This window comes from Odoribacter sp. Z80, from assembly GCF_009935865.1.
Classification (GTDB): Bacteria; Bacteroidota; Bacteroidia; order Bacteroidales; family Marinifilaceae; genus Odoribacter.
In genome coordinates this window covers 125,392-138,334 of the sequence record NZ_QWEL01000001.1, presented here as the reverse complement: position 1 = coordinate 138,334, position 12,943 = coordinate 125,392, and the positions used below count along the sequence as shown (strand labels likewise).

The 12,943-nt window shown below is 42.8% G+C and carries 9 protein-coding genes; 4 read left to right on the top strand and 5 right to left on the bottom strand.

The window, feature by feature from the left end:
* Positions 1-2: 2 nt before the first annotated feature.
* Positions 3-1,343, bottom strand: a complete 1,341-nt coding sequence (locus D1136_RS00560) for a TolC family protein (RefSeq protein WP_161875672.1) — start codon at positions 1,341-1,343, stop codon at positions 3-5.
* Positions 1,344-1,591: 248 nt separating this feature from the next.
* Here D1136_RS00560 and D1136_RS00555 point away from each other — a divergent pair, with 248 nt between their 5' ends.
* From D1136_RS00555 to D1136_RS00545, 3 genes are all read left to right on the top strand, one after another.
* Positions 1,592-2,284, top strand: coding sequence for an ABC transporter ATP-binding protein (locus D1136_RS00555; RefSeq protein WP_161875905.1), 693 nt, complete (start codon positions 1,592-1,594; stop codon positions 2,282-2,284).
* A gap of 123 nt (positions 2,285-2,407) precedes the next feature.
* Positions 2,408-3,778, top strand: a complete 1,371-nt coding sequence (locus tag D1136_RS00550) for a sigma-54 dependent transcriptional regulator (RefSeq protein WP_161875671.1) — start codon at positions 2,408-2,410, stop codon at positions 3,776-3,778.
* 4 nt (positions 3,779-3,782) lie between these two features.
* Positions 3,783-5,126, top strand: a complete 1,344-nt coding sequence (locus D1136_RS00545; RefSeq protein ID WP_161875670.1) for a PAS domain-containing sensor histidine kinase — start codon at positions 3,783-3,785, stop codon at positions 5,124-5,126.
* Positions 5,127-5,136: 10 nt separating this feature from the next.
* On the opposite strand, the gene D1136_RS00540 is transcribed toward D1136_RS00545, so the two are convergent.
* The 4 genes from D1136_RS00540 to D1136_RS00525 form a co-directional block, all read right to left on the bottom strand.
* The gene (locus D1136_RS00540; protein ID WP_161875669.1) at positions 5,137-7,440 is read right to left on the bottom strand and encodes an ABC transporter permease; all 2,304 of its coding nucleotides are present in this window, start codon (positions 7,438-7,440) and stop codon (positions 5,137-5,139) included.
* A gap of 176 nt (positions 7,441-7,616) precedes the next feature.
* Positions 7,617-8,612 carry a carboxylesterase gene (locus D1136_RS00535; RefSeq protein ID WP_161875668.1) on the bottom strand — a complete coding sequence of 332 codons (996 nt, stop codon included), beginning with the start codon at positions 8,610-8,612 and terminating at the stop codon, positions 7,617-7,619.
* Positions 8,609-9,844 carry a competence/damage-inducible protein A gene (locus tag D1136_RS00530; RefSeq protein ID WP_161875667.1) on the bottom strand — a complete coding sequence of 412 codons (1,236 nt, stop codon included), beginning with the start codon at positions 9,842-9,844 and terminating at the stop codon, positions 8,609-8,611. The genes D1136_RS00535 and D1136_RS00530 overlap by 4 nt, the downstream gene beginning before the upstream one ends.
* Before the next feature lie 28 nt (positions 9,845-9,872).
* Positions 9,873-11,105: a M48 family metallopeptidase gene (locus D1136_RS00525; RefSeq protein WP_161875666.1), complete on the bottom strand. Its 1,233-nt coding sequence runs from the start codon at positions 11,103-11,105 to the stop codon at positions 9,873-9,875.
* A 206-nt stretch (positions 11,106-11,311) separates the two neighbouring features.
* Between D1136_RS00525 and D1136_RS00520 the strand changes: the two genes are divergently transcribed.
* Positions 11,312-12,922, top strand: a complete 1,611-nt coding sequence (locus D1136_RS00520) for a fumarate hydratase (RefSeq protein WP_161875665.1) — start codon at positions 11,312-11,314, stop codon at positions 12,920-12,922.
* The last annotated feature ends 21 nt before the right edge of the window (positions 12,923-12,943 follow it).

The following is a 12,943-nucleotide window of genomic DNA, read 5'->3' as shown; positions in this document are numbered from 1 at the left end:
TTTTATTCATGCACTTTCGTCTGTAAAGGTACGCCTTTATAAAACTCAACCATTCTTTTTTGCGTAATGTAATTCATCCGGGCTTTCAACAAATCATACCTGGCCTGCAACAAATTATTGGAAGTCGTATTGACATCTATAATCGTTCCCAATCCCTGTTCATATCTTTTTTTACCGGCCTCATACGACAGTTTACTGAATTCCTCCTTTTTTTCTGCCAGTTTATATTGCTGGACTACGGATTCCAAATCCAGCAACGCCTGCCGGATTTCCTTATACACCGACTGCTCTTTTTGCCGGTACACGATTTGGGCATCCTGATAATAATTCTTCGCCCGGCTGACATTTGAGCGCCTTCCCAAACCGGAAAAGACAGGGATATTCATTGTAAAACCAAAACTTTTACCAATCCTGTTTTCGTCTTTCACCTGAGACCAGAAACTCCCATCCGACTGATTGGAGTAATAACCGAATGAGACACCACCGTTCATACTGACAGTAGGATACAAAGACGCCCGGGTTGCATACAGATTCAACTGGTACAAACGAACGTTATACCTGGAAATAATCGCCTCCGGCAAAGTTTCCATCGCTTTATCAAAAATGCTTCCCGCATCGGACAGTTCAGAAACAGGTACCATCTTCAAAAGAGTAGTCACATCCACTTCCAGTTCCCCCTCTTCCTGATAGTTCATGATATATTTTAAATTAATCAATGCGTTGGAACGGTTATTCTGGCAAACAATCAACTGATACTCATTAGAAGCCTGCTGAGCCTGCATATTAAACAAATCACTTTTCGGACGGCGGCCCAATTCATATTCCCGCTGCATTTTTTTTAACTGCAAAGAAGAATTATCCACCTGTTCTCCGGTCACCCGTATACTCTCCTCGGCATACACCAGATTAAAAAAGGCATTCATAATCTGAATAGCCAAATCATTCGCCAGATTTTCCGTTTCTTTCAGCCCCTTTAACTTTGAAATTTTTGCCGACCTGAGCCGGTTTATACCACTGAATCCGGAAAACAAAGTCATGCCGGCATTCACATTAAATCCTCCGACCGTTTTGTTTTCAATATTGGTAAAAGTGTTCGTCTCCGGATCTATACCACGCCCATAATTAAAATTTGCATAAGGAGAAATAGTATTCAAAGAAGGTATCAAACTCAAAGCCGCATCCCTGACACTCAATTGTTCGTTTCTATTTTGAAGCCGTTGCCGCTGCATTTGCAAACTCTGCTCCACCCCGTAATCTATGCACTCTTCCAACGTCCATTTTTTGGTTTGGGCTATTCCCGTCCCCACCCAAAACAATAAAATGATTAAGACATACCTTTTCATCGTCACACTTAATTTAAATATTTATTTCCCTTTTACACCAATTGCATGCCAAAGCAAACAATGTGTTTATTATCAGTACATTAACACCAGACCCCCCTATTGTATCTGTCAATTTATTAGACATGTCTGTCAATTTATTAGCCACTCCATACAATCATTTATTAGCCCAAACTTCTCATTATCAATACAAAGTAAAATATGGCACACAATTGGTTATAAAAAGAATCAAACAATTAACATTATCAGCTATGATTAAAATAGAAAATCTCAGTAAAACATTCCGCACGGAAGAAGTAGAAACTACAGCTTTAAATCAGGTATCGCTTCACGTAAAAGAAGGAGAATTTGTAGCAATTATGGGACCATCAGGATGCGGTAAATCCACTTTATTAAATATAATCGGATTACTGGATAATCCCAGTGAAGGAAATTATTATTTCAACGGCCAGGAAGTCGGTCATCTGAAAGAAAAACAACGCACCCAAGTCCGCAAAGGAAACATCGGTTTCATATTTCAGAGTTTCAATCTGATTGACGAATTAAATGTCTATGAGAATGTAGAACTCCCTTTGGTATACTTGAAAAAGAAATCTTCCGAAAAGAAAAAACTGATTACCGATATCTTAAACCGGATGAACATCAGCCACCGAGCCAAACATTTTCCGCAGCAACTATCCGGAGGTCAGCAACAGAGAGTAGCCATAGCACGGGCCATCGTTGCAGCTCCGAAGTTAATCCTGGCCGATGAACCTACGGGTAATCTGGATTCCAAAAACGGTAGCGAGGTCATGAACCTGCTTACCGAACTCAATCAGGAAGGAACCACCATCATCATGGTAACCCACTCCCAACACGACGCATCTTATGCCCATCGGGTGATTAACCTGTTTGACGGACAAATCCTCACCGAAACCAAAAATGAACAAATCACCAAATCATAATCCTCTCTTCCGACCCGGATATTTTACAGAAAGTTTATTTATAAATACCAAAATAAAAATACAAACGACCTTCATTTATACCAATAATACGTATATTTGAAATTCAAAAGGTTTTGTCATTTTATGAATAAAGAAGGGACTATCTTAGTCGTTGACGACAATAAAGGAATATTGACAGCTTTAGAGATGTTATTATTGGGAACTTTTAAAAAAGTAATCTCATTAAACAATCCCAATCATATACTTTCCACCCTGGAAACTGAAAACGTAGATGTACTTTTACTGGATATGAACTTCTCTGCCGGGATTAACACAGGAAATGAAGGGATTTTCTGGCTGGGGGAAATACGGAAATACAGAAAAGAATTGCCTGTCGTTCTGTTTACCGCATATGCGGATATAGAACTTGCCGTAAAAGCGGTAAAAGAAGGAGCAACGGATTTTGTCGTAAAACCCTGGGACAATGCCAAGCTTGTTGCAACATTGCTGTCGGCTTACCACCTGAACAAATCCCGCACAGAAGTAAAACACTTAAAAGAAAAAGAAAAGATTCTGAAAACTCAGTTCAACAACAACACGGAATTGATTTGGGGAGAATCTCCGTCCATGCAACACCTGCATAATTTAATCCGGAAAGTAGCCATCACAGATGCCAATATACTGATTACCGGCGAAAACGGTACCGGCAAAGAAATGATTGCCAAAGAAATTCATGCCTGTTCGAAAAGAAAAAACGAGATCATGATTTCTGTGGATATGGGGGCTGTTACGGAAACACTTTTCGAAAGTGAGTTATTCGGACATGTCAAAGGAGCTTTTACAGATGCAAAAGAAGACCGGGCCGGAAAATTTGAAGCCGCCAATAAAGGTACGCTGTTCCTGGATGAAATCGGCAACTTATCCTATGCCTTGCAATCCAAACTACTGGCCGCCCTCCAAAGCCGGAAAATCACACGTGTAGGCTCCAATAAACCCATTGAAACGGACATCCGGTTAATCTGTGCCACCAACAGCAATCTTCTGGAAATGGTTGCAAATAATGCTTTCAGGGAAGATTTGTTGTACCGGATTAACACCATTCATTTGGAAGTCCCCCCCCTACGGGAACGGGGCAACGATATTCTGCTGCTGGCCAATTACTTCCTTCAAAAATACAGTAGAAAATACGAGAAATCCGGGTTATTTTTCAAGGGAGAAACCGAAAAAAGATTATTAAATTATAATTGGCCGGGAAATATCCGCGAACTTCAGCATTCCATTGAAAAAGCAGTCATTATCTGTGATGAAACAGCCTTAAAACCGGAAGACTTTTTTTTCAAAGCTACCGGCTCCGCTCCGGCTACCGGTTCTGCAAACCAGACTTTACAGGATATGGAAAAAGATATGATTGAGAAAGCCATAAAACAACACGGGGGAAACATTTCCGCCATCGCTGCTCAATTGGGAATTACACGGCAAACCCTCTACAATAAAATGAAAAAATTCGGATTGTAAGCTTATGACACGCCTGTATTCCCTTCACATTCTGCTTTCTCTTCTTCTCCTCATTCTTTTTTCCCTGACCGGATATCACCTGTTTCAAATCAAGGAATATCTATTGACAGGACTTTCTGTCCTGGGCATTTTTACCTGTATTGCTTTTATATTCTGGCGCATTCATTCCGTTAACCGCAAACTCGGTTATTTTTTTAATGCCTTGAAGAATAAGGACTACACGATACGATTCATTGAAAATGAAGGAAGCTCGTCCGAACGCTTCCTCTATAAAATGTTGAATCAGACCAAAACCATCATCCAAAACACCCAACTGGAAATCCAGCAAAACGAAAAATACTACGAACTTATCCTCTCTAACATTCACACCGGAATAATCACTTTAAATTCCAAAGGCTTTATTGTTCAAAGCAACCCGTTCGCCTTAAAACTCCTGAACTTAGAGATTCTCACCCACCTGAATCAGCTTCGCAAAGTTTCTACCCAACTACTGACTACCATACAAGAAATTCGCTCCGGCGAAACCCGCCGGGTCAGTTACACCAACGAACGCGGAACCATTCAGCTACTGATCAATGCCAATGAGATAAAATTAAAAGGAGAAAATTATATATTATTAGTAATCAATGATATTGAGAACGAATTGGATGAAAAGGAAATCGACTCGTGGATCCGGCTTATCCGGATTTTATCTCACGAAATCATGAATTCCATAGCCCCCATCACTTCTTTGAGTGATACCCTGTACAATATGCATAAAACATCCTCTTCCCTCACTCCGGAGGAACAGGAACAGAGGAAACAAAATACCCTGAACGGTTTACAAGTAATCAGTGAAACCGGCAAAAGCCTGATGTCCTTTGTAGAATCTTACCGGAAATTCACGCGAATCCCCGAACCGGTAAAAGAATCTGTCGACTTCAATGAATTTATCCATCGCATGGTTATTCTCTGCAGTACAGAACCCAATTTCAATCGGATTACTATTGACATCCGGATTCACCCTCACTCCTTAAAAATATATGCCGATCCGAATTTATTCGGTCAGGTCGTACTTAACCTGATGAAAAACGCTATCCAGGCTATGCAAGGACAACCCCAGGGCAACCTTTCCATACTTGCAACAACTGACCCGTTAACAAACCGTGTCCAGGTAAAGATATCCGACAACGGTCCGGGTATTCCTGCCGAAATTATCAATGAAATATTCGTTCCTTTCTTTACCACCAAAAACGAAGGTTCCGGCATAGGACTCAGTATCGCACGCCAAATTATGCGTGCCCACAACGGAAACATCAAAGTCTCGTCCGTTCCCCACCAGGAAACAACTTTCACATTATCTTTCTGACCTCTTTTTGTTACTCCGCTTGTAAGGCTTTTACCGGATTAGCAGCAGCAACTTTATAAGCACAGATATAAACCACGACAACCATTATCACAAGAATGAATAAAACAGTTCCGGCAAAAATCCACCAGTCCATAGAATACTTGACAACAAATCCTTCCAAAACCTGACAACCTACCCAATAAGCACCCGCCAATCCCCATGGAATCCCACCCATAGCAATCCAGCCAAGTTTCAGCAACAACAACTCCATAACCTCACGGGTCTTCGCACCATTCACCTTGCGTATGGCAATTTCCTTGGCCTTACGATTCACTTCATCCGAAGTATATCCTATCAATCCCAGCACAATGATGACTAATACCACCCCGGCCATTCCCAAAACCCAACGGCGCAATTGAAATATAGAACTATAATTTCCCTGCATATAATCCACATAATTCAACAATTCGGCCGACTGTTTACTAACCGTATTTGTCAGAACTTTTTTCACCGCCATGATATTTTCAGGGGTAACAACGGTCAAACGGAAAATAACATTCAAACTGCCATAATACTCATCTCTCTGTATCCGGCTCACCAACAAGGGGAGTTGTTCATTGTACAAACTTCCCAATTGAAAATCCCGGCATATTCCGTCGACAGGAAGATAACCCAGTTCACCAGCAAATATATAATCTTCCGGATTTTCCTCCTTATGCAAAAGTTTCAGCAATTTCTCATTGACAACAATACCCGTTCCGCTCTTCCAGATACTTTTTTCTCCATTCACCGGAATATGCATGACTTCAAAAAACTCCTCATCCACGATAAGCCAGCGAGCCGAGACTACTTCCTCATCTGTTGTCTTATTTTTCACCCTGATGCCCGACAATCCGTCTGCCGGAAGACTTTCAGCAACAGCCACTCCTTCCACAAAAGGCAATTTATTCAACTCTTCCTTCAGTCGGAAAGCCGGAGAAACGTCCTGATTATCCAACACCCTGGTAAAATAAAGCCGCTCAATGTCATAACCGGGGTCCTGGTTCAGCAATATACCTGTCTGTCCTACAACTATCCACAACAAAACCAACAAAAAAGCCACCATCATAAACTGTCCGCCCAACAAAAAAATTTTCCATCGTCTCGCCCCTTCTGTCATCCGATGTTCTATCTGCATAAACGACATAGAAGCCAAAAGACGGGCCGGGAAAAAGCCAGAAAAAAAGAACATTGCCCCCAAAATGAGTAATGCCACCCATAAATTCTGCCAAGTCAGCAAATCAGCCAATGAAATACCCAACTCCTGTTCCGTCCAGGTGCGGAACAAAAGAATAATCACAACAGACAATACAAAAGCCATGGTCAGTAAGATACCCGTTTCCGCCATAAACATCCGGAAAAGATCTTCACCCGCAGCTCCGTTCACTTTATGGATTCCTATTAATTTCGTCCTCCTTCCAATAGAGGATATGGATAAAAGCACATAATTCAATCCGGAAACAAGCAGCATCACCAAAGCCAATACAGACAACAACACCATGCGCTCCACCACATTCTCTCCTGAATATAGCAAATAAAGCTTTTTTAAAGGCTGTAAATGCAGCTCTAATTCGTTCTCCCAATGAATATATTTGCCTAAAAACTGCCGGGAATGACCTTCAATTTTATCCGCTGCCACAGGATCTGTCAAGCGTACATAACAATAGTAGGAAGTACCACCGTCCCACCCTTTGTACCTATTCAAAGCATCCAGAGATTTTACTACCTCATAAAACAGATGGGTATTTTCAGGCAAATCAGCCAAAATACCCGCCACAATCCACTCTTTTCCTTCACTCCACACCCGCTTTCCAATAGCCGCTTCAGTTCCGAATACTTTTTTAGCAATCCGTTCAGAGATAAAAATATTATTTTTGTCCATCAACGCGGCTTGGTCTCCCATGACCAAAGAACAGGAAAAAAACGAAAAAAAAGCTGTATCAGCATATAAAGTTACTTCACGAAATTCATTCCCTTCATACCTGAACATCTCTTTCTGCCAATCTACCCTCACACAAGTCGCTGCTTCCACCTCCGGGAAATCCTGTTTTAAGGCGTCAGCCAAAGGAGCAAACGTATATGCACTTTCATAATCTTCTCCATTCATCCGCCCTAAAAGGCCTACCCGAAAAATACGATCCCCTTGTTTCTGAAAATCATCATAAGTCAACTGATAACTATTATAGGAAAACAGCACTAAACCTATACTCATTCCCAAAGCAAGAGAAATAATCCTGCCTAACGCTTTATTTTTAAACGAAAAAATCTCCCGGAATATCCACAAAAACATGTTCATCTTGACTTAATATTTATCCATTTATAATAACCCCTCACAAGTTTTCCCACCACTTCCCCTCCCTTTCGGACAACAAACATGCCAAAAAAGATAAATAAATAATAATCAACAAACTACACATCACACATCCGGAAAAGTTCTGTCAAAAAAACAGACAATCTTGTAAAATATTTTGACTACTTCATTTTTAAGACCCGCCGGGCAAATCCAAAAGTAGCCTTTTCTACTTCAGGCACAGACTTCGAAGTCAGCCCACAAGCAATGACATGCACTCCCGCTTCGGGAAAAGCCACCTTCTCTTTCCATGCATCAGGAGTACCTAACTCATCAAACATCTTTAAAGCTGCCTTTACCTCTATCGTCTGGTCCTGATGCTCTTTATCCTTGTAGTAATACCCCAGAAAAACCGGTTGCCGGACCTTCTCAAATTCCTTGCGGTTCATCCGCATTTTCAACAATTGCTGTAAATATACCTGGGCTTCCAGACGATAGCGGCAGTACCAATACTTACAGTCCTCACTGTTTCCGGAGTCGGAAACAGCATATTTCCCTCCATGTACAACCCGGGTAATCTGTAATCCCCAGGGACCGCCCAACAAAGGAGACCAAGGATTTTTAATCTTAATATTCGGAGAATATAAAATCAGTCCGTCTACCAAATCCGGAAAATCGGCTGCCAACATCAAAGCCAGCGTACACCCGGTAGAAGTTCCCATTAAAATCACCTTTTCCCCAAGTTTACAGGCAATTCCCAAGGCTTCCCGGGCAGAACGATAAAGATTTTCAGGAGTCATTTCCAATAAAGGCTCGTCCTCCCTCAAACCGTGTCCGGCTAAACGGGGTAAATATGCATTTACCTTAAATTCCTGAACAAAATCACGGGTTACGGGATAACCTTCAAAATGACCGGCCGAAAAACCATGAAGGTATAACAATACAAACGGCGTAGGCCGGCCGATGCTATCTCCCCACAAAATCACACTTTCATTCCCCGGTTTAACTGGATAGCCCGCCTCCTTTGCCTTCACATATTGCTCCAGGTCACCTATGCCGGCCGGAATATCCGGCAAATCCGTTCCCAGAGACGTCTCCGGCAATCTGGGACCCGCCCAATATATAATCATCAAAACCAGGACAAACAGGAAAGGTATCATATAACGCTTCCTCATCATTTCTCAACATTTTCCACTTCCAACATTAACAATTCGAGTGCTTTTGCCGCAGCTTTGGCTATATTCCTCTCTCTCGTAAACGAAAATACAAACTTTCTCGCAAAGGTCCTTTTCGGTGTAGCAATTCCTATCCACACTGTCCCCACCGGTTTCTCCGGGGTACCTCCATCCGGTCCGGCAACCCCGGACGTAGACACGGCATAGTTCGCCTGCATTAACTTCCTGACTCCCTCCGCCATCTGTAAAACGACCTTCTCACTCACAGCGCCTTCTTTCTCTATGTCTTCCGCAGCAACTCCCAGCACCCGGATTTTCACGTCATTGGCATAAGCAACCACGGTTCCTTTAAAATACTCAGAACTACCCGGAACGGAAGTAATCAAACGGGCAATTTCTCCGCCCGTACAACTCTCTGCCGTTGCTATGGTCATTCCTTTCTTACGCAATACCTTCCCCATTTGTTTTTCCAAAGCATCATCTCCCTCCGTATACCTCATACCCGCTAATACCTCTTTCAAACTCTCATATCTTTCTTCCAACTGTTTTATACCCTCTCCTTTTGCCGTCACCCGTAATTTCACCATTCCCGGAGAAGGCAGATAAGCCAATTTCAAACCGTCAGGCAAAGCGTCTTCCCACATCTCTAAATGATGGGCCAATTGCGATTCTGCCACATCATACACTTTCAGCATCCGGTATTCCAATTGCAGGTGCGAATATTTCGCCTTCAATTCGGGAACCACGTACATATCCATCAGATGCTCCATCTCAAACGGAACCCCGGGCATAGAAATCAAAGATTTCCACCCCCTTTCGAACCACATTCCCGAAGCCGTCCCCTTGAAATTACGCAATAAACGGCAATTGTCCGGTAAGAAAGCCTGCGACTTGTTATTTTCATTCATCGGTAAATTCCGGTTCCGAAGCAATTCCTCCAACCACTCCATCGCCTGGGGATTAAACACCAGACGAGAACCGAAATACTCTGCCAGTACTTTCTTTGTTACATCATCTTTCGTCGGTCCCAGTCCGCCGGTCACAAAAATCAAATCCGCCTCCTGCATCGCATAGTCCACTGTTTCATAAATTTCCTCCCTCTTATCCGGAATAGACAGTTCTTCCGTCACTTCAACCCCGATTTCCGTCAATCTACGCGCAATGTATTGCGAATTGGTGTCCAAAATCTGTCCCATCAGAATTTCATCTCCGATGGTTATAATAATTGCATTCATATCACTGATTTATAATTGTTACATTATCCTATAATTCCATAATCGCTTTTATTCTTTTCAATAGAGAAGGATGGGAATAATATACCTGCTCATATACGGGGTGAGGAGTCAGATTACTTAAAGATTTGACTGAAATTTTTTTTAATCCGGAAACCAGCCCTTCTCCCATTCCGTTTACAACAGCAAAACGGTCCGCCTCGTATTCATTTTTCCGGGACCACCTGTTCATAAACAATCCCAACACCATATTCAAGGGAGTATACAGAATCGAAAAAGCTATCAACCCCAATTGAAAATAAACCCGGTCTCCACCCAATGCCAAAGATAGCGACGGAGCATTTACAAAAAACGAAAACAGCCATAAAATAATTCCGGTCTGCACAATGGAAGCCACCATAAACTGTAAAGCATGCTTTTTTTGGTAATGCCCTATCTCATGGGCCAAAACAGCGACAATCTCCTCCTCGGTCAAGTCCTGGAGGAGCGTATCATACAACACTATCCGCTTTTGGGGGCCTAAACCTGTAAAATAAGCATTGGATTTCGTAGAACGTTTAGAACCGTCCATCACATATATATTTTCCAATTTAAAACCTACCTTCCGGGAAAAAGCCTGGATTTTATCCCTCAACGATCCTTCTGTCAATGGGGTTTGCTTATTGAAAAGAGGAACAATCAACCGGGAATAAAACATCGCCATAAAAACGGAAAACACCGTCACACACATCCAGGCATACCACCAGAAAGAAGGTCCGGAACACTCATAAAACCACACCAACACAGCCAGCAACACTCCCCCGAGCAAAACCGATAAAACCATATTTTTTACCATATCCGACAGATAAGTCCTGACGGTCATTTTATTAAAACCATATTTTTCTTCTATGTGAAAGGTCGCATACCAATCAAAAGGGAAACTGATTATTCCGGAAACCAGTGACACCCCCAACATAAATCCTAAGGTTTGCGCTATTGTGTTTTCGGTATAGGAAACCACAACCCTATTCCACCAACCGAACCCTCCCAAAGACAAAAAAAGCAACAGTACCAAAAAAGATACGGAGCCACTAAGTAAGCCCAACCGGTCATTCTCCCGTTTATAATTCTGAAACCGCCCGTATTCTTTTTCATCATATATACCGGACAGAGCAGAAGGCAAAACCGGCGACATCGCCCGCACATTCAGCCAATCCAATACCCGCTCAAACACAAAATCCGCACATACGACCACAACCATCACAATAAAAATCACGCTATTCATATTTCCGTTTTCATATTATCTTCACAAAAATAATAAATTCCCTTCTTTTTTTATATTTTCTTTCCATTTGCCCCTATGATTAAAGAAAAATTTCTGTAAAAGTTTCGACGTTTCATTTATTAATTTTAATTTCGTTGCGGGATATTTCCTTACACTCCTGGAAAGGGAGCCATACTATGTATTTTAAACTTTTAATCAATAAAACTATGGCAGAATTTAAGTATCAGGAACCGTTTCCTATCGAAAAAGATACAACGGAATACCGTCTTCTCACCAAAGACTACGTAAAAACCATTGAATGTGAGGGACGCAAAATTTTAAAAATTGAAAAAGAAGGCCTGGAATTATTGGCTCGTGAGGCTTATACCGACGTCTCCTTTTACCTGCGCGCTTCACATTTACAAAAATTAGCGGATATTCTGAAAGACCCGGAAGCCAGCGATAACGACAAATTTGTTGCCCACACCATGCTCATGAACCAGGTGGTTTCTGCCGAAGGAGAGCTTCCGACCTGCCAGGATACCGGAACAGCAATCTGCATCGGTAAAAAAGGAGAAAACGTATGGACCGGTTGTAATGATGCAGAAGCTATCAGCAAAGGGGTTTTCGAAACTTACCGCGACCGCAACCTACGCTATTCCCAGGTTGTTCCGTTTACAATGACCGAAGAAAAAAACAGTGGCTGCAACCTGCCTGCCCAGATCGACCTGTATGCCACACAAGGCAATAAATATGAATTCCTGTTCATCACCAAAGGAGGCGGATCAGCCAACAAAACCTTCCTTTATCAGCAAACCAAAGCCCTGCTGAACGAAGAAACCCTGACAAAATTCATCTCCCAGAAAGTACTGGATTTGGGTACTTCGGCCTGCCCTCCCTACCATTTAGCCGTAGTGATCGGAGGTACTTCCGCCGAAGCCAACCTGACAACGGTAAAAAAAGCCTCTGCCGGGTATTACGACCACCTGCCCACCTCAGGTAACGAAGGCGGACGGGCATTCCGGGACTTTGAATGGGAAGAAAAAATTCTGAAAATATGCCGGGAAAAAGGTATCGGCGCCCAGTTCGGAGGAAAATACTGGGTACACGATGTTCGCGTCATCCGGCTTCCGCGCCATGCAGCCTCTTGTCCGGTAGGTATCGGTGTTAGCTGTAGTGCCGACCGTAACATCAAAGCCAAAATCACGGAAGAAGGTATATTCCTGGAACAATTGGAGAAAAACCCGGCCCGTTTTCTGCCGGCGGAAACTCCTGCCCTCGCTCCGGCCGTAAATATCGACCTGGACCAACCCATGGAAAACGTACTGAAAGAACTGAAAAAACATCCGGTAAAAACCCGTCTGAATCTGTCCGGAACATTAATTGTTGCCCGGGACATTGCACATGCCAAAATCAAACAGATGTTGGATGAAGGCAAACCCATGCCGGAATATTTCAAAAACCATCCGATATATTACGCCGGACCGGCAAAAACGCCGCAAGGCATGGCTTCCGGTAGTTTCGGCCCCACGACAGCCGGACGTATGGACCCCTACGTAGACTTGTTCCAGGACCACGGAGGCAGCATGATTATGGTAGCGAAAGGCAACCGCTCACAAGCTGTTACCGATGCCTGCAAGAAACATGGCGGTTTTTATCTGGGCTCTATCGGCGGACCTGCGGCCATCCTGGCTAAAAACAGCATCAAATCCGTTGAAGTAGTTGCTTTTGAAGAATTAGGCATGGAAGCCATACGCAAAATCCGCGTAGAAAATTTCCCCGCCTTTATCATTGTAGACGACAAAGGCAACGATTTCTTTGCCGAATGGGCACACTGATCAAAGGCTGACAGACAATCT

Bases quoted from the DNA above. Each gene is read 5' to 3' on its own strand.
- D1136_RS00520 (WP_161875665.1), top strand. From the start codon at position 11,312: ATGGCAGAATTTAAGTATCAGGAACCGTTTCCTATCGAAAAAGATACA.
- D1136_RS00560 (WP_161875672.1), bottom strand. From the start codon at position 1,343: ATGAAAAGGTATGTCTTAATCATTTTATTGTTTTGGGTGGGGACGGGA.
- D1136_RS00530 (WP_161875667.1), bottom strand. From the start codon at position 9,844: ATGAATGCAATTATTATAACCATCGGAGATGAAATTCTGATGGGACAG.
- D1136_RS00555 (WP_161875905.1), top strand. From the start codon at position 1,592: ATGATTAAAATAGAAAATCTCAGTAAAACATTCCGCACGGAAGAAGTA.
- D1136_RS00545 (WP_161875670.1), top strand. From the start codon at position 3,783: ATGACACGCCTGTATTCCCTTCACATTCTGCTTTCTCTTCTTCTCCTC.
- D1136_RS00540 (WP_161875669.1), bottom strand. From the start codon at position 7,440: ATGAACATGTTTTTGTGGATATTCCGGGAGATTTTTTCGTTTAAAAAT.
- D1136_RS00550 (WP_161875671.1), top strand. From the start codon at position 2,408: ATGAATAAAGAAGGGACTATCTTAGTCGTTGACGACAATAAAGGAATA.
- D1136_RS00525 (WP_161875666.1), bottom strand. From the start codon at position 11,105: ATGAATAGCGTGATTTTTATTGTGATGGTTGTGGTCGTATGTGCGGAT.
- D1136_RS00535 (WP_161875668.1), bottom strand. From the start codon at position 8,612: ATGATGAGGAAGCGTTATATGATACCTTTCCTGTTTGTCCTGGTTTTG.